Origin of the sequence: Thalassolituus maritimus (genome assembly GCF_900156675.1) — a bacterium.
In the GTDB taxonomy this organism is placed as follows: Bacteria; Pseudomonadota; Gammaproteobacteria; order Pseudomonadales; family Oceanobacteraceae; genus Thalassolituus; species Thalassolituus maritimus.
The window spans coordinates 73,336-89,576 of the sequence record NZ_FTOH01000010.1 but is presented as its reverse complement, the minus strand read 5'-3'; the positions used below and the strand labels follow the sequence as shown (position 1 = coordinate 89,576).

Here is a 16,241-nt window from a genome sequence, read left to right as displayed (position 1 = left end):
GTCCGTATTATTTCTGGTAGCAAGGCGCTAATTCACGAACTTCAACGGTCGCGAATTTCGCCGCCGGACACTGACGCGCAATTTCAATGGCTTCTTCTTTCGAGACAACGTCCAGCAGGAAAAAACCACCGACCATTTCCCGCGACTCGGTAAACGGGCCGTCCATCAAACGGGTGTCACCATCGCGGATCTGAATGCGTACAGCGCTGTCGTCGGTACGCAGAGATTCTGACGCCAGCAGTACGCCCCGCTGGGCCAGTGCGGCACCAAAATTCAGCATTTCACCGTACACGGCTTTGCCTTCGTCTTCGCTGCGGGTATCCCGCTGGCCGCGTTCTTCACGGATAATCAGCATCCAGCTCATGCGTCGCCCCCGAACTGCGAAGGAATTTCAGGCTCCACTAATTGCATCAGTAATTGCAAGGACTCCTGCCAGCCGGCGTAACAGAACTCCAGCGGAATCGCTTCAGGAATGCCCGTCTGCACCACGGTCATCGCCGTGCCGTTAAGCACCGGTGTAAACGTCACCGTAGTGATCATCTGGCCGGGTAGATCTGGATGATCAAACTGATCATCAAACACCAGTTTTTCACCGGGAATCATTTCTCTGTAAGTGCCACCAAAGCTGTGTTCTTCGCCGCAGCCCAGATTAATAAACGACATTTTATAGGTGCCGCCAACGCGCGCATCCATATGATGGATTTTTGCGACAAACCCGTGCGGTGGATTCCACTTGACCAGCGCTTCAGGAATAACAAATGCGTTATAAATCCGTTCCGCCGGGGCTTTAATAACGCGATATAAATGGACTTCATTCGCCATGAGTAACGTCCTCGTTTGAGTCACTGACTACTTTTTCAAGCTTAGATAAGTTCTGTTCGTTCATTCCTGCGACAAACCCTTTCAGGCCATTCCACGTAGCGGCGTCATCGAAGGTCTGGAGCCAGGTGACTAAGGTGGAGTTCACTTCCGATTTCAGCGTTACGGTCAGAAAAAAGTGCGGCGCAGGGATATGCTCCATTACGATTTTCTGGTTATCGACAATTTCATGGAAGACCTGCTGATTGTCGTAATCGGTACCATCCGGGCCGTGCATAATAAAATGCCACTCACCGCCTTCACGGAAATCGAATGAGTGGAAGGTGTTGCTAAATCCATCCGGCCCCCACCAGGCCGCGAGTTTCTGCGGATCACGGAAAGCGTCGAATATCTGTTCTGGGGTCGCCAACATCAGTCGCTCGTTGTAGGCCGAGCGTTCGGCAATATCGTTCTGCATCGTTTTTTCTTCCTGTTTCAGCATTCTGTCAGGACTTCAAAGCCACCAAAGATCATGCGTTTACCGTCAAAAGGTAAGGCCGTCATTTCCGGCGACAGACGCGTGTCTTCAAATACTTTTTTCATGCCTTCGTCCCGTGCGGCTTTCGATGGCCAACGCACCCAGGAAAAACACACGACCTCGTCGTCGTTGCATTTTACCGCCATAGGAAAGGAGGTCACCTCGCCGTCCGGGACATCATCGCCCCAACACTCAACCACGGACTCTGCACCATGTTCGATAAATATCGGACCAAACTCCGCCGCATAAACCCGGTAAATCTCTTTGCGATCTGCCGGTACCGCAAATACAAACCCATCAACATACGCCATCATGAACTCCTGTTTCGGATTTCAGTTATCGGAGCCAGCGTCGCAGGCCTGCGCCATATCGACCGCTTGCGCGCCGCGAATCATGTCGTCTTCGGTGACGATGGCGACACACATGGACAATGACCATTTATGCCCGAACGGATCACGCAACATACCAAAACGCTCGCCCCAGAAGGTATTTTCCAGCGGCATCACCAGTTCGCAGCCTGCGGCGACGGCCTGAGCAAAGCTGGCGCCCACGTCGTCGCAATACATATGAATGCCTACCGGGCTCCCACCCAATGCCTGCGGCCCAAAGTTATGCCATTCTGGTACTTCGTCGGTCAGCATCAGGATTGCGCCATTGATACGCAGACTGGCGTGCATCACGCGGTTATCGGCGGTGGGAATACGATGCAGCAGCTCAGCATTAAATGCACTCTGATAAAACTCGATCGCCTTGTCTGCGTCTTTACAGGTGAGGTAGGGGATCAGGTTGGTAAAGCCTTCTGGGATCGGGGCTACATTATTGGTCGTCATATATCTCTCCTTGTTCTGCTTCGGTAAATGCCTGCGTGATTCAATGCGGCGGACAGGCCGTCGGCGAACGGTTTATCCCCAGCCTCAGACATACAACGTTGGAGAATCAGGAAATACGACAGGACACTTAAAAAATTTTACCGGGCGGCAAACTCGCGCGGACTCATTCCATATTGCTGATGAAAACGACGGGAAAAATGACTGGGGTTAGAAAAGCCTAACTCATAGCAGGTGCTGGTGATACTTTGCCCACTGCGAATCAGTTTGCAGGCGTGTTCGAGGCGACGCTGCTGCTGATACTGCGCGGGGCTACAGCCCAGACTGCTTTTAAATTGCTGGAACAATTTCGTACGCGACATACAGGCGATCCGCGCAAGATGATCAATATCTACCGGCTGAGCAAGGTTTTCTTCAATGTAGGCCACTGCATTCGTCAGACCCGACTGAGTCGGATTCTGCTGCACACAACGCAGTAAAAAGTCACGCCCCTGCTGACGTAACATGCGCGCCACCAGCTCGTTAACCCCAAAGTTCAGCACCAGGTCACAGTCATCTTCTTTGTGTACGTGACTGGCAACAATACGCTCCAGTAGCTGCTGCGTGGCATCCGTATGCGACAGATGCCACTGACGGGTTTCTACCTCCCACTCGCCCAACGCTCTCGGGCGCTCGCTGACCGTGTTCAGCTGGTCACATACCTTCAGCAGAGTTTCGCGCGGTATCTCGAGCGTCATGCAGGTCGTCGGTGTGGTCATTGATGCTTCAGGAAAGTCGATTTCGACGTATTCACCCGGTGCTACAACAAATGACTCATGAGGAAGAAAACCGGTCGAAAAACCGTCCATACCGTGCATGACTTTACGTCCCGTCATCATACCGCAGTAGAGCAGCTCACCGGCATCAAGACGAACGCGCTCAGCCTGCTCATAGGTGTCATACACAGAAAGTTCTGCCAGCTGACTGGCATAGACAGTGCGGTTTTCCACCAACTGACCTGGCGCTACCTTCTGACGGTGTGCGCTGGCCAGCGATGCGAAACTGTGAGGTTTTGTACTGGTCGTCATAAGCAGGGCCTGTGTCCGGGGTGTGCTGTTTCAGGCCAGTGACACATTCTGACAATGGCGGGACTCAGAGAACATTGATCCGGACTCTCGTGCAAGTCATCGAACCAATAGACCACATACTCTGGAGTCACACAACACAAAACACCGGAAGAGCGGACAGCCTTCGACTTTAGTCTAAAGCGTCCATTCAGCCGGCAAGAATAACAACGGAGATACCCTGATGATCTATGCAAATCCAGGACAGCCAGGCGCTGTCGTCACTTTCAAAGAGAAGTACGGTAACTACATCAACGGCGAATTCGCTGCCCCTGTAAACGGTAATTACATGGACAACGTCAGCCCGGTAAACGGAGAAGTATTCTGTCGTGTTGCCCGCTCCGACAGCGCAGACATCGAAAAAGCCCTCGACGCAGCTCACGCAGCTGCACCGGCCTGGGGGAAAACTTCAGTTCAGGAACGCTCAAATGTCCTGCTTAGAATCGCCGACCGCATCGAGCAGAACCTCGAGATGCTGGCCGTGGCCGAGACCTGGGATAACGGCAAAGCCGTGCGCGAAACCCTCGCTGCAGACATCCCACTGGCCGTTGATCATTTCCGGTATTTCGCAGGTTGCCTGCGTGCACAGGAAGGCAGCATGGCCGAGCTGGACGAGACCACAGTGTCGTACCACGTGCATGAGCCGCTGGGTGTTGTTGGCCAGATCATCCCGTGGAACTTCCCGCTGTTGATGGCCGCCTGGAAACTTGGCCCTGCACTGGCCGCGGGTAACTGCGTGGTGATGAAGCCTGCAGAGCAGACCCCTGCCTCTATTCTGGTTCTGATGGAACTGATCGGTGATCTGCTGCCAGCGGGTGTCGTGAATATCGTCAACGGCCTGGGCGAAGAAGCAGGACAGGCTCTGGCCACCAGCAAGCGGATCGCTAAGCTGGCGTTTACTGGCTCAACACCGGTTGGCCAGCACATTCTGCGCTGCGCGGCAGAAACCCTGATTCCAAGCACCGTCGAGTTGGGCGGCAAGTCGCCTAACGTCTATTTCGAAGATGTGATGCAGATGGAGGATGACTACCTGAGTAAGGCGGTCGAAGGCACCGTGCTCGCCTTCTTTAACCAGGGCGAAGTCTGCACCTGCCCATCGCGTGCTCTGGTTCAGGAAAGCATCTACGACGAATTTATGGCGAAAGTTATTGAGCGTGCTCAGACCATCAAGCGTGGCAACCCACTGGATACTGACGTTCAGGTCGGTGCTCAGGTATCGAAAGAACAGTACGACCGCATTATGAAGTACATCGAAATCGGTAAACAGGAAGGTGCAGAAGTCCTGACTGGTGGTGCTGCAGCAACACTGGAAGGTGACCTTAAAACTGGCTTCTACATTCAGCCGACCGTGTTCAAAGGTCACAACAAAATGCGTGTTTTCCAGGAAGAAATCTTTGGCCCAGTCATCAGTGTGACGACCTTCAAAGATGAAGCTGAAGCGCTGGAAATTGCCAACGATACTGAGTTTGGTCTCGGTGCTGGCGTCTGGACCCGCGACATGAACCGCGCCTATCGCATGGGGCGTGGTATTCAGGCTGGCCGGGTATGGACCAACTGCTACCACGCCTATCCGGCACACGCTGCCTTCGGTGGTTATAAGAAATCCGGCATCGGTCGTGAGACGCACAAGGTAGCTCTGGAGCACTATCAGCAGACCAAGAACCTGCTGGTCAGCTATGCCACCAGCCCCTTAGGCTTTTTCTAAAATCAGTTTTCTTCTAGGGTCGGTTTCTTTTAAGGAAAAAAGCTTTACCTCTCCTCTGGTATGAAATGCGCTGCATTTCTCCTCCTGGGCTGATGTCGGTTTGTTGGGAGACCCGGCATCATTAAGGCCCTTTTTAAGCACCCGTTCGCGGGTGCTCTTTTTTTATCTAGGGCCTGCTCTGGTATACATACGCCACAATCAATAATACCCTATCAATATACTCAGTTATTATTGGTTGCATCGCTATGCCTGTCGTCTTCCCGTTCGAAAACATCTACGCGCAACTTCCTGAGCAGTGTTTCGAACGCGTTATGCCCACGCCGGTAAAAACTCCGACGCTGATTCGTTTCAATGTGCCCTTAGCGACCGAATTAAATATTCAATTCAGCGATGCCGATGATGAAGAACTCGCTCAGATATTTTCCGGCAATCTGGTGCCACACAATGCCGACCCACTGGCGATGGCGTATTCCGGGCATCAGTTTGGCAACCTGAATCCGCAACTCGGGGATGGCCGCGCCATCCTGCTGGGTGATCTCTATGACAGCAATGCAAAACTGAAAGATATCCAACTCAAAGGATCTGGGCGGACTCCCTTTTCGCGCGGTGGAGACGGTCGCAGCCCGCTCGGGCCCGCGCTGCGCGAGTACATCCTGTGCGAGGCCATGCATGCTTTAGGTATTGCGACCACTCGGGCACTCGCTGTGATCAGCTCAGGAGAACATGTGATTCGCCAGCAGCGCGAACCCGGTGCAGTATTTACCCGTGTGGCATCCAGTCATATCCGAGTCGGGACGTTTCAGTATTTTGCGATACGTAGAGATCATGTCGCCCTGAAAGCGCTGGCAGATCATGTGATTGACCGACATTTCCCCGAGCTTAAAAGCAGCCCTGAAAGCGAGAATATTTATTTATCACTGTTTAAAAATATCGTTAAGAAACAGGCAGAATTAATTGCATCATGGATGAACCTTGGATTTATTCATGGCGTGATGAACACCGACAATATGACCGTCAGTGGCGAGACAATTGATTACGGCCCCTGCGCGTTTATTGATGCCTTTAATCGTAAAAAAGTTTTCAGCTCAATTGATCAACAGGGTCGCTACGCATACATTAACCAACCTGCCATTGGACAGTGGAATCTGACTCGTCTTGCGGAAGCCATGCTGCCTTTGTTTATGAATGACACAGACAGCGAAGCAGACGAGAAACAGGCGATTGATGACGCTACTCAGATTCTCAATGACTATGTCCAGATGCACCAAAGTGCCTGGGAATCCGGCATGGCGAAGAAGCTTGGCTTCAGCTCAGCCGAGACTAGCGACCGGGAAATCTTCGAATCTCTGCTCGACCTTCTTGATGAAAGCCGTCTCGACTTCACGTTGTTTTTCCGCCGACTGAGTGACTGTACAAACTCGAATAATGATACCAGCGCTCTGTTTACCCTATTTGATTCGCCTGATGCCCGTTCAACGGATGGCATCAAGCAGCGCCTGTCAGACTGGATAAGCAACTGGCAGGCACGACTGCGCGAACGCGAAGAACTGAAAGCGGCTGAAGAGCGGATGAAACAGAACAATCCTGCCATCATCCCCCGCAACCATCAGGTGCAGGCGGTGATCTCGGCGGCGGAAGAAGGGGACTACGCTCCGTTTGAAGCTTTACTCGACGCGCTGAAGTCACCCTACGAGCAACATGCCGAATACGCTGCGTATGAAGCGCCCCCATTGCCAGCAGAGCAGGTGTTCAGGACCTTCTGCGGCACCTGACCAGCAGGCGGTATGGCAAGACCTCAAGGTAAAACGGGAGTTTCCCGGGCCGCTTGCAACCCATTGTTCCAGAATCCCGGTTTTTACCCATGCTGTCCGCTGCTAATCTGAACAGAAGATGATGACCAAGAGAGGCTCAGATGGGACTGCTGGTAAAAGGTGAGTGGCACGACAAATGGTACGACACCGATAAGTCAGACGGTGCGTTCGAACGCGAAGACGCGCAACTACGAAGCTGGGTAACGGCAGACGGCAGTGCTGGCCCTTCCGGTAATGCCGGTTTCAGGGCCGAGTCCGGTCGCTATCACCTGTATGTCTCTCTCGCCTGCCCCTGGGCACACCGCACACTTATATTTCGTCAGCTGAAAGGACTCGCTGGTCATATTGGTGTATCGGTTGTATCTCCCGATATGCTGGATCACGGCTGGACCTTTGATACCGGGGCAGGCAGCTCTGGCGATCCGCTTTATCACAGCGACTTTATGCATCAGATTTATACCCGCAATAAATCGGATTACACGGGCCGAGTGACTGTCCCTGTGCTGTGGGATAAACAACAGGAATGTATCGTCAGCAACGAATCCGCCGAGATCATTCGTATGCTGAACAGCGCCTTTAACGATATTACCGGTAATCAGCAGGATTTTTGCCCTGAGCATCTGAAACCTCAGATCGATCAAGTGAATGAGCGGGTTTATCACACGATCAATAATGGCGTATACAAAGCCGGCTTCGCTACTAAAACTGAGAAGTATGAAGCTGCCTTCAGCGAATTATTTGACTCACTGGACTGGCTTGAGGAACGACTGACACAGCAGCGTTATCTGGTCAGAGATGGGGACAAAAGTGTTCTGACAGAGGCTGACTGGCGTCTGTTCACAACGCTGATCCGGTTCGACGCCGTGTACTTCGGTCACTTCAAATGCAATCTGCGCCGCATCGAAGATTATCCGGCGATCAGTGGCTACGTGCGCGACCTGTATCAGCATCCGGGCGTTGCCGAGACGGTCGATTTCTCTCACATCAAGCGTCATTACTACTACAGCCACGACATGATCAACCCAACGCGCATCGTGCCTGTCGGCCCTGCGCTCGACTTTAACCGGGCGCATGGTCGAGAGTCGCTCAAGTGATCGTCGTCAAAGACGACAATTGAAATAATTCCGACACCCGGATTGTGCTAGCTTAGTCGACCTTCAAACATTTTTTGCCTGCTGCCTATGCAGGCATCGCAGGGACACACTATGAGCACAATCCACTTTATTGGTGGCGAAAAAGGCGGTGTCGGTAAATCCGTATTCTCCCGCCTGCTGTCGCAGTACTTTCTTGACAACAACATGCACTACGCTGGGTTCGACGCGGATCAGTCCCACGACACCCTGACCCGCTTCTATCCCGAGTTCACCCAACCTGTGAATCTGGATAAGTTCGAGAGCGCGGACCGTATTGTTGAAACCGCCCTGGAGAACGACGTCAACGTTGTGGTCGACCTTCCGGCTCAGAGTGAACGTTTTCTCAAGCGCTGGATGGATGACAACGACGTCAGCGCTTTGTGTGAAGAGACCGGCGTGAAGTGCTATTTCTGGTACGTCGTCGACGATGGCATGGATTCAGCCCGACTGGCTGCGGCTTTCCTCGAGCGCTATCAGGATGAGCTGCCGTGTGTCCTGGTGCAGAACTTTGGCCGCGGTGGCGATTTCAGTAGCCTTGAGAAGACAATCACTGATGCAGGGATTACCCCAAAAGCATCTATTGCCATCAATGAACTGCACGATGGAACCATGCGTAAAATCGACAAACTGTCGCTGAATTTCTGGGCTGCCGGGAATCTTACCGAACGCGCAGAGGGTACGCTGTCATTGATGGAACGTCAGCGCACACGTGTCTGGTGTAAAAAGTCTTACGCTGAGATTGAGAAGGGACTTCAGGCACATACATCGAGTCTTGTCCCACAAATCATCTGACGCTGAGGCAGCGGAAGATTACTTAGTTCTGACTTCCGCTGTTTCCTTTTCTTCTGCAGCAGCATCCCGCTTACCCGAACCTGATTTGTCTTTCTGACGCTCGTCTTCCTCAACCTGATCCGTCACACGATTAATAATCTGAGGAACGAAACGCTCCGAGAATCCTGCAACAAATGACCAGAACAGAAGCTTGGCCATATCCTGACCAGTCGCTGGATACGTCTCGGTCAGAAAAGAGACAATATAGGCATTGTCAGGATGCCCATCCGGTTCAGGGATATAAAACCAAGGGAACATGTGTCCTGAAATAATCCCTGACAGAAAGAGGCTGTAGAGCACGAGGGCAAAAAGGCCGCCAAAGATAGGAATCAACAGAATCTGGAACCAGGAACGGGTAAGCAATCTCAGCTCCTGATCTGTGACTGTCTTTACTCGCTGCTGAATACTGACAAACCCGCCCAGAATACCGCAAACAAACACAGCCCAACTGACCATCAAGCGGCCTTCGTGTAAGAAGGTTGCGGAGAACAGCGCGGTAAAAATGCAGATCGAAACGGCTGTCATAATGATTAGCCGCTTCGTAAGAATATACACACCTGTAACACGATCCATATGCTGCCTCTCCTCCTGAGTGCATTTTACGACTGACTATACCGCTGAACCATTCGGGCGTCAGTAGAGAGTCGCTGTAATCCTGAGTCAGATCAGATTCTGACTCAGAATGTTAACTCCGTCGGTTTTGCCCATGGCATAAGCTTCGTCCAGTATCTGCATATCTGTAGTAAATTGTCCGGCGGAAAACGCTTCTGGTGGACACAACTCAATGACCTGGCAGTCGTCAGGTGGGTTGCGAATAAAATCGAGCGCTTCGTTGTATTCAATATGACGCCGCTGCAAACGACGCGCTACCGCTGGGTACTGCCGCAGGATATACGGGAACAGATGCCGGAAACGGTAAGCCTGCTTACGGTAAGAAGCCGGATTAGAACGTATCACCATAATTTTACGTGCACCGCGACGATAGGCTTCTTTTACCGGGAGGGAGTCAGCGACACCGCCATCCAGCCAGGTACGTCCACGAAACCTGATGGAGTCTCTGAACGCCAGTGGCATAGCTGCAGAACACTTAATTGCCTGAAACAGTTCGTGACGCTCAGGGGCGATGTAGTCAGCCTCTCCTGTTTCGGCATCAGTAACAACGGCAAGAAATCGGCCTTTGTGCTTATCGATTTCGTCGAGGCCAATATCAAGCTCGCGCTCGGTAATATCCCACAACCATTCAATATCGATCAGGTGGCCGCCACGTAGAAAGCGCCGAAGGCTTTTAAACTCGGGCCGACGACAGTAGTCGGTGATGACTTTATAATTTCGCCCGTATTGTTTACCGATATAAGCCGCTGTATTCGACGCGCCCGCCGATACACCGAAATACCAATCAAAGGGATAATAATCTGCACGGATAAACTCATCCAGAACGCCTGCACTGTATATCCCGCGCATGGCTCCCCCTTCCACGATAAGGGCCGATTCCACCTCGTTAACCTCAGGTATCTGCGCTGCCTCAGTCATTTGAATAACTGTGCCCGTAATCGTGTGATGAGGAGAATGTGCAGGTCATTGCATCCAGATCCTCTTCGCCAACCAGGCCCAGCTTCAGAAACTGATCTTTATCGAACATAGCGAATTCGGACGATGAAGAAGCCAGTAGCTCTCCGTTTTCGTCATGCAGCTCGCCGACGAGGAGAAATTTCCGACGATTTTTCTGCTCTTTAATCCAGCCCGTTGCCGTTACCGTCTGGTCGACGTAAACAGGCTTCTGGAACGTGACGTTCAGGTCTCTGGTCAGTGGATACTTATTGGTGAAATACATACTGGCCCAACCCATCACCTCATCCAGAATGGTTGAGGTAACTCCACCATGGGCAAGCTTCGCCCAGCCACGAAGGTGCTCCGGAATCGTCACAACCGTTCTGACCTTCTCGCCATCGGTTTCGAAATTCATATTCAGACCGTGAGGATTCTCTGTACCGCAGCCAAAACAGCGGTGATCAGCTTTGCTGATGGGTTGCCAGGGCATGATGCGCTCTCTTACCGGGAAAATATCAGGACAGCATTATGCAAAGTCGGGCAGGATTTGTCCCCGTCTGGCCGCAATTGGCCAGCCCGAGACGCGCACCAGTCTGTTCCAGAGATCTGATTACCGGCAGAAACGAATCCCGGATGGCTACTGCAAGATGGCTTTTGCCAGATGGTTACTGCAAATTAATACGAGGCACTCTCTGCGTCAGTCGACAGTAAAGCTCGTAGCTGATCGTCCCTGCCAATCTTGCTACCTCATCCACATCCACCAGCTCCCCCCAGAGCTCAACTGGAGAACCGATGGTCGCTTCTGGAACATCCGTAATATCAACGGTCAGCATGTCCATTGAAACACGACCAACCAGAGAACATGACTGTCCTGCGACGTTGACAGGTGTTCCTGTCGGGGCGTGACGGGGATAGCCATCACCATAACCAATCGCGACCACACCAATACGACTGTCACGAGGCGCCGTCCAGGTGCAGCCATAGCCGACAGTGTCACCCGCTTTTACGTTATGCACACTGATCAAAGCCGACTGCAGCGTCATCACAGGTTTCAGGCCTGCTTCGAGTGCGCTGATGTCTTCGCAGGGAGAGCTTCCGTACAGCATGATGCCAGGGCGCATGACCTTTTCTTCCGCTACACCACCGCGGATGACAGAGGCACTGTTACTTAGACTGAGAGGAACCGGCCAGGCATGACTGATCATCCGCTGCTTCTGCTCTTCGTAGAAAGAGGTATCCGCCTCATCCGACGTCGCAAAGTGGCTCATGACATGTCGGAGGATCAGACCGCGATCATTGCGGATGCGAGCAATCATTTCAGGGGCATCTTCCAGTTTTACGCCAAGTCGGTTCATCCCACTACTGACCTTGAGCCAGACCGCCACATCATCAGAGAGTTGAGCTTCTGCGCGATCTTTCAGTTGTTGAGGATGATGAACCGCAAGCTGAATATGGTGTTCTGAGGCCTGCTCCCACTCCTCAGCATCGTAGGCGCCTTCTAAGACAAGAACAGGCTGACGGATACCTGCATTGCGCAGTTTTACCGCTTCATCAACACAGGCAACGGCAAACCCATCGGCTTCACCACTGAGTGCATTGGCACAGGCCACCATGCCATGGCCATAGCCGTCGGACTTGATCACGGCGTACGCCTCATGAGAGGTGGCTTCGCGTGCTTTTCGATAATTGTGACGCAGATTCGACCATTTCAGCAGGGCACGTGTCGGACGGGTCATAGGCGTATGAAGATTCCTGAAAATCAGTACAATGTTGGGTTCGCGCCGGTGCGAACACCGGAGCGCTTATGTCATTATGTCAGCCTTACTTACACCCCGGAAGTCGTTCATGCCCGTTCATCCGCTAATCAGCGATCATGCCATCAGTCTCTCTGCGACACTCGCGGCAACGATCGGGCTCGAAGAAGCAATACTGCTGTCGGTTCTTAATGACGCCGCACGCCTGCAAACGCAGCCTCAGGCGCGTCTGAACAGCGATACGCTCCGGCGCCAGGTGCCGTTCTGGGACGACAGCACCATAGTACGGGTGCTGGATTCCCTGACAGCCAAAGGATTGTTGCAGTTGCACGGCCCAGCTTTCACTCAGGCAGCGGGCATCGTATTCAGCTTTGGTAATGCCCCTGCGCCTCAGGTCGCACCCGAGCGCACTACAGCCCCTACTCAGTCAGTGGCAGTTCAACCAGTCGCTGCGCAGCCGCAGAGTAAGCCCCAACCGACCCGTCCTGCGCCTATGCCTGAGCAATGGCAACCCTCTGAGGAAGCCGTTCAGCGACTTGAGCAACATGGCATTCCTCGCGCGTTTTCGTTTTCACAGCTTGATGCCTTCATACTGCAAGGGCAGGAACAGGGCTCAAACCGTAATGACTGGAACACACGCTTCTTCCGCTTTATAAAAAATCAGTGGGTCTATGCGCAGAACGACGCTGGCCGTTTCCGTCGACAGCAGGAACGGACAGGCTTTCAGCCAACTCAGGAAGAGGCCCAGCCCATTACCGGAGACTGGCAACCCAGCAGCGATGCATTGCAGATCCTGCAACGCGCGGGTATCGATCCGCAGTTTATTGAAGATGCAGTGCCCGAGTTTGTTCTCTATTGGCAGGAGCGCGGTGACGTATTCAAAACCTGGAACAGCAAATTTATTCAGCATGTCCGCCAACAGTGGGCACGTTACACCGCCGCCGTTGAGCACTCACCTATGCCTACCCGCATCGAGAGCAACTGGCAGCCCGCCGAAGACTGTTACGACATTCTGGGCATGGGCCATATTCCACGCGAATTCGCCAGCGCACTGGTCGCCGAGTTTGTTTTATACTGGCGGGATTCGAATCAGGTACACAACAGTTGGAACAGCCGCTTCTTACAATACGTGAAGCAGCAATGGGCGAAACGACACGCTCAATCCTCTGGCAATCCAACAGGAGCCAACAATGGACAGCAAGCAGGTACTCAACCGGGTTACTCAACAGCTGAAGCAAGCGTCAGCCGACTCAGTGACACCAGCTGGGCAAAATAACGCGCCAAGCGACGACCAGCTGTCTGCCATTAACCAGATTTTTGAGCTCTTCAGGTTTAACTACCATAACCAGTTTCTGAAGGCGTTTCCCGACCTCGATACCATGAATATGGCAAAACGCCTGTGGTTACGCCTGCTCGGGGACTACAGTGGTGAGGTCATCATGCGCGCCGCTGAAAAAGCGGTAAAAGAAAATGGCTGGCTACCTAACGTTCACGAAGTACTGGCACGCTGTGACGTTGCTGAAGTACTCGGTCTACCCGCCGCTCACGCAGCTTACGTCGAAGCCTGCCGGGCACCATCGCCGAAGAAAGAGTTTAACTGGAGCCACCCTGCGGTCTATTTCGCCGGGCGCGCAACTGATTGGTTTTTTATAGCCAACGAACCCGAAGAAAAAGTCTTCCCCGTTTTTAAACGAAATTACGACCTGTTATTAAACCGCATTCAAAATGGCGAAGATCTGGAGATCGATCTTCCTCGTGCTCTCCCCAAAGAAACCAAAACACCGCTGTCCCGTGATGATCAAAAAGACCGCTTGAAAAACCTTATTGCAGATCTCTGACATGTTTCTTGAAGAGCAAGGAATTCACTGTCCGTATTGTGGCGAGTATCAAACCGTCTTTATTGATCCGAGCGATGTGGAAGAAGAGAGCTATATTCAGGATTGCCAGGTCTGCTGTCGGCCGATCCACTTCCACTTGACCGAAGAATTCGATGGCAGCGTGTCGTTAAGCACCTCTCACGAGAACGATTCCTGATCTTTTCTCTTCACCAGCCGATCAAAAGATAATCGGTGCCAGCTCCACACAAATAAATTGGTTTCAACAGTAACCAAAGCACCAGAATACCTGTATGAAATTTACGCTTAACGACTAATGAAAAAGTACCATTTACTTTTCAGGCCACTATAAGTATTTGACAGGTATCTCAATAAAACAGTTACATACTGGCTCAAAATAAGAAATCAGCAGAAGGAATCTGATTCATGAAGCGATCCGCTTTATTCATTGCAACAACTGTTGCCAGTATCACAGCACAAGCATTGGAAATTACCAGCGTCGAATCCATTTACGACACCGCCCGTGTATCTGAGGATTTGCTTATAACCAGCAATACAGTTGATGACGTAGTTTTCGAAAGTCAGCTTACTGGCCAGCCCCACAGAACTTCATATGACATTTCAACAAAAAGCTTCTCTGAAGCGCTGGTTCTTCTAGAGCAAACAAACCTATATCCCGTTGGATACTTCAGCAGCTATCCTTCCCTACCGGTTGATCAGGCAGCTCTTAATCAACTGACATCCGAAGGAGTTGCCTTGAATGACAGCGCCTATCAGGCCCACATCGAAAGTCTGATAGGTAACATACGCTACTCTGGGTTAGAGGCCACCAGTGATAGCGACCTGACGCTGCAAGGAATAGATGACGCCAGTATTTTCATACATGAACTCAGCACGTCTACTCATTATCAGTGTGATCGTAGCACGTATAATGTACAAGTCTCTCCAGCTCAGCAGCCAACCTCATGTGCAATTTTCGCTGTAGATTCAGACATTAACAAGTTTCAGTCATTTGGTTCTGTCAGCTATATTAATGATGTTCTGCTCACTGCGTACCAAAATCAGGTAACTGCCTATAAATCAGGTTTAAGCTACACGATTCCAACGTCGTCTTCACTCAACGATCTACGGATTAATAATACAACTACGCCCATCATTACTCGAAAGACTTCCGGAGATAGCGAAGTTTACCGTTTGAATCCGGATGGTAGTATTTCAGTACTTAGTACTAGCGGTATCGCACTAGGCACATACTCTGATATACAGATCAATGACTCCTACCTCCTCGTTGTCGATCGTTACAGCGAAGGTACCCAGAGTGGCTTTTGTGAATATACGATTAATGGCGTTGAAATAACCTGTAATACAGAGTTACAACCGCTCCCTTTTACTACTAGTGATCTGGATCAGAATACACCGAACGAAATCACGGGGTATACGCAATTCATTACCTTGGGTTATGACTCTGAAGTTCTCACTGGATTCATCGGTTATCAAGGCATTACTGTAATGCCTGTGCTTATAGACCTGGAGACATCAGAGCTCACTTCATTAACGACTCCCTTAATAGACAACCTGAATGATGTTTTAGGAACTACATACGTAAATGAAGTAAGAACGACCATCTCAGGCCTAGTGTCGACACTCCCGGCAAGTCAGAAACACCCTGGCATGTCAGCCGCAATGGAAGCGGAAGTAATAGAGGATCTCGTCGCGAAATTTGCAGTTTCAGCGTATGCAGAATATATCGCTAGCGGTGACGCTGCTAATTCAGTTCAAAATACCAGTCCAGCAAATATTGCTGACCTGCTATTAATGACAGCCTCAGAGCCCCAGTTCATTGAAGCCAACTATATCAAGACTCCCATTGCTAAATATAACATCGCACGAGAGCCTGATTCTCTTGAGCTGACAATCAGTCTGCCAAATGTCGAGGCTCAATCAGGTGTTGAGGCTGTAATTATCGATTCAGAGTCCGTACGCAGTGAAAAGACCTCTGACGCAAACGGCCGGATTATGATCGAGTATTCTGGAAACGGGACTTTTGACATTGCACTCTCGTATCCGAATCACGTATTTGAGTGTACGACTGTTGACCTGAACTCCACCACCAGTGCTAGCGTCGAGCTTCTCGCTGGAGATTTTAACAACGACGGCTTGATCAATTCTACCGACCTCTGGCGTTACTACATCCGCTATTTCTATCCAAGTACTAACTTCGATGTAAATAACGATGGCAGTGTTAATGGTGATGACCTTGCCATGATTGAGGCCAACCAGGGCGCAGTTCAGTGTGACCTGTAACTCTCTGAGGTAGCGAATAAAAAAGGCCGCATCTGCGGCCTTTTTTATTCTGTC

At 51.5% G+C, this 16,241-nt stretch carries 18 protein-coding genes; 8 read left to right on the top strand and 10 right to left on the bottom strand.

All coding sequences use genetic code 11. The annotated features are described in order from the left end of the window. Positions 1-7: 7 nt before the first annotated feature. The 6 genes from BW941_RS15015 to BW941_RS14990 form a co-directional block, all read right to left on the bottom strand. Positions 8-364 (bottom strand): YciI family protein, encoded by a 357-nt coding sequence (locus tag BW941_RS15015; RefSeq protein ID WP_076517416.1) that lies wholly within the window; start codon positions 362-364, stop codon positions 8-10. After that, positions 361-822 (bottom strand): SRPBCC family protein, encoded by a 462-nt coding sequence (locus tag BW941_RS15010; RefSeq protein WP_076517414.1) that lies wholly within the window; start codon positions 820-822, stop codon positions 361-363. Before BW941_RS15010 ends, BW941_RS15015 begins: the two co-directional genes overlap by 4 nt. Next, a complete protein-coding gene (locus BW941_RS15005) occupies positions 812-1,276 on the bottom strand; it encodes an SRPBCC domain-containing protein (RefSeq protein ID WP_076517476.1) in 465 nt (154 codons plus the stop codon). Before BW941_RS15005 ends, BW941_RS15010 begins: the two co-directional genes overlap by 11 nt. Before the next feature lie 17 nt (positions 1,277-1,293). Beyond that, positions 1,294-1,647, bottom strand: a complete 354-nt coding sequence (locus BW941_RS15000; protein WP_076517412.1) for a DUF1428 domain-containing protein — start codon at positions 1,645-1,647, stop codon at positions 1,294-1,296. Between the two features lie 21 nt (positions 1,648-1,668). Continuing rightward, a complete protein-coding gene (locus BW941_RS14995) occupies positions 1,669-2,166 on the bottom strand; it encodes a VOC family protein (RefSeq protein WP_076517410.1) in 498 nt (165 codons plus the stop codon). Positions 2,167-2,303: 137 nt separating this feature from the next. Next, positions 2,304-3,230: an AraC family transcriptional regulator gene (locus BW941_RS14990; RefSeq protein ID WP_076517408.1), complete on the bottom strand. Its 927-nt coding sequence runs from the start codon at positions 3,228-3,230 to the stop codon at positions 2,304-2,306. 220 nt (positions 3,231-3,450) lie between these two features. Here BW941_RS14990 and exaC point away from each other — a divergent pair, with 220 nt between their 5' ends. The 4 genes from exaC (at position 3,451) to BW941_RS14970 (ending at position 8,707) form a co-directional block, all read left to right on the top strand. Then, positions 3,451-4,971, top strand: coding sequence for an acetaldehyde dehydrogenase ExaC (gene exaC, locus BW941_RS14985; RefSeq protein ID WP_076517406.1), 1,521 nt, complete (start codon positions 3,451-3,453; stop codon positions 4,969-4,971). Between the two features lie 245 nt (positions 4,972-5,216). Then, positions 5,217-6,743, top strand: a complete 1,527-nt coding sequence (locus BW941_RS14980) for a protein adenylyltransferase SelO (RefSeq protein WP_076517404.1) — start codon at positions 5,217-5,219, stop codon at positions 6,741-6,743. A 140-nt stretch (positions 6,744-6,883) separates the two neighbouring features. Then, positions 6,884-7,876 carry a glutathione S-transferase family protein gene (locus BW941_RS14975; protein ID WP_076517402.1) on the top strand — a complete coding sequence of 331 codons (993 nt, stop codon included), beginning with the start codon at positions 6,884-6,886 and terminating at the stop codon, positions 7,874-7,876. A 111-nt stretch (positions 7,877-7,987) separates the two neighbouring features. Next, positions 7,988-8,707: a P-loop NTPase family protein gene (locus BW941_RS14970; protein ID WP_076517399.1), complete on the top strand. Its 720-nt coding sequence runs from the start codon at positions 7,988-7,990 to the stop codon at positions 8,705-8,707. Positions 8,708-8,725: 18 nt separating this feature from the next. On the opposite strand, the gene BW941_RS14965 is transcribed toward BW941_RS14970, so the two are convergent. The 4 genes from BW941_RS14965 to alr form a co-directional block, all read right to left on the bottom strand. Beyond that, positions 8,726-9,319 (bottom strand): hypothetical protein, encoded by a 594-nt coding sequence (locus BW941_RS14965; protein ID WP_076517397.1) that lies wholly within the window; start codon positions 9,317-9,319, stop codon positions 8,726-8,728. An 87-nt stretch (positions 9,320-9,406) separates the two neighbouring features. Beyond that, the gene (locus tag BW941_RS14960) at positions 9,407-10,276 is read right to left on the bottom strand and encodes a patatin-like phospholipase family protein (protein ID WP_076517395.1); all 870 of its coding nucleotides are present in this window, start codon (positions 10,274-10,276) and stop codon (positions 9,407-9,409) included. Then, a complete protein-coding gene (locus BW941_RS14955) occupies positions 10,269-10,784 on the bottom strand; it encodes a PaaI family thioesterase (protein WP_076517393.1) in 516 nt (171 codons plus the stop codon). The genes BW941_RS14960 and BW941_RS14955 overlap by 8 nt, the downstream gene beginning before the upstream one ends. Before the next feature lie 175 nt (positions 10,785-10,959). Then, the gene (gene alr, locus BW941_RS14950; RefSeq protein ID WP_076517391.1) at positions 10,960-12,030 is read right to left on the bottom strand and encodes an alanine racemase; all 1,071 of its coding nucleotides are present in this window, start codon (positions 12,028-12,030) and stop codon (positions 10,960-10,962) included. A 109-nt stretch (positions 12,031-12,139) separates the two neighbouring features. Between alr and BW941_RS14945 the strand changes: the two genes are divergently transcribed. The 4 genes from BW941_RS14945 (at position 12,140) to BW941_RS14930 (ending at position 16,187) form a co-directional block, all read left to right on the top strand. Continuing rightward, entirely contained in the window at positions 12,140-13,324 is a 1,185-nt protein-coding gene (locus BW941_RS14945) for a DnaT-like ssDNA-binding domain-containing protein (RefSeq protein WP_084189033.1), read from the top strand. Next, entirely contained in the window at positions 13,239-13,886 is a 648-nt protein-coding gene (locus tag BW941_RS14940) for a replication protein P (protein WP_084189031.1), read from the top strand. The genes BW941_RS14945 and BW941_RS14940 overlap by 86 nt, the downstream gene beginning before the upstream one ends. Before the next feature lies 1 nt (position 13,887). Beyond that, on the top strand, positions 13,888-14,082 hold the full coding sequence (locus tag BW941_RS14935; protein WP_076517389.1) for a CPXCG motif-containing cysteine-rich protein: 195 nt from the start codon (positions 13,888-13,890) through the stop codon (positions 14,080-14,082). Positions 14,083-14,309: 227 nt separating this feature from the next. Beyond that, a complete protein-coding gene (locus BW941_RS14930; protein ID WP_076517387.1) occupies positions 14,310-16,187 on the top strand; it encodes a dockerin type I domain-containing protein in 1,878 nt (625 codons plus the stop codon). The last annotated feature ends 54 nt before the right edge of the window (positions 16,188-16,241 follow it).

Bases quoted from the DNA above. Each gene is read 5' to 3' on its own strand.
- BW941_RS15000 (WP_076517412.1), bottom strand. From the start codon at position 1,647: ATGGCGTATGTTGATGGGTTTGTATTTGCGGTACCGGCAGATCGCAAA.
- BW941_RS14995 (WP_076517410.1), bottom strand. From the start codon at position 2,166: ATGACGACCAATAATGTAGCCCCGATCCCAGAAGGCTTTACCAACCTG.
- BW941_RS14960 (WP_076517395.1), bottom strand. From the start codon at position 10,276: ATGACTGAGGCAGCGCAGATACCTGAGGTTAACGAGGTGGAATCGGCC.
- alr (WP_076517391.1), bottom strand. From the start codon at position 12,030: ATGACCCGTCCGACACGTGCCCTGCTGAAATGGTCGAATCTGCGTCAC.
- exaC (WP_076517406.1), top strand. From the start codon at position 3,451: ATGATCTATGCAAATCCAGGACAGCCAGGCGCTGTCGTCACTTTCAAA.
- BW941_RS14940 (WP_084189031.1), top strand. From the start codon at position 13,239: ATGGACAGCAAGCAGGTACTCAACCGGGTTACTCAACAGCTGAAGCAA.
- BW941_RS14945 (WP_084189033.1), top strand. From the start codon at position 12,140: ATGCCCGTTCATCCGCTAATCAGCGATCATGCCATCAGTCTCTCTGCG.
- BW941_RS14980 (WP_076517404.1), top strand. From the start codon at position 5,217: ATGCCTGTCGTCTTCCCGTTCGAAAACATCTACGCGCAACTTCCTGAG.
- BW941_RS15005 (WP_076517476.1), bottom strand. From the start codon at position 1,276: ATGCAGAACGATATTGCCGAACGCTCGGCCTACAACGAGCGACTGATG.
- BW941_RS14990 (WP_076517408.1), bottom strand. From the start codon at position 3,230: ATGACGACCAGTACAAAACCTCACAGTTTCGCATCGCTGGCCAGCGCA.
- BW941_RS14965 (WP_076517397.1), bottom strand. From the start codon at position 9,319: ATGGATCGTGTTACAGGTGTGTATATTCTTACGAAGCGGCTAATCATT.
- BW941_RS14975 (WP_076517402.1), top strand. From the start codon at position 6,884: ATGGGACTGCTGGTAAAAGGTGAGTGGCACGACAAATGGTACGACACC.
- BW941_RS15015 (WP_076517416.1), bottom strand. From the start codon at position 364: ATGAGCTGGATGCTGATTATCCGTGAAGAACGCGGCCAGCGGGATACC.
- BW941_RS15010 (WP_076517414.1), bottom strand. From the start codon at position 822: ATGGCGAATGAAGTCCATTTATATCGCGTTATTAAAGCCCCGGCGGAA.
- BW941_RS14935 (WP_076517389.1), top strand. From the start codon at position 13,888: ATGTTTCTTGAAGAGCAAGGAATTCACTGTCCGTATTGTGGCGAGTAT.
- BW941_RS14955 (WP_076517393.1), bottom strand. From the start codon at position 10,784: ATGCCCTGGCAACCCATCAGCAAAGCTGATCACCGCTGTTTTGGCTGC.
- BW941_RS14930 (WP_076517387.1), top strand. From the start codon at position 14,310: ATGAAGCGATCCGCTTTATTCATTGCAACAACTGTTGCCAGTATCACA.
- BW941_RS14970 (WP_076517399.1), top strand. From the start codon at position 7,988: ATGAGCACAATCCACTTTATTGGTGGCGAAAAAGGCGGTGTCGGTAAA.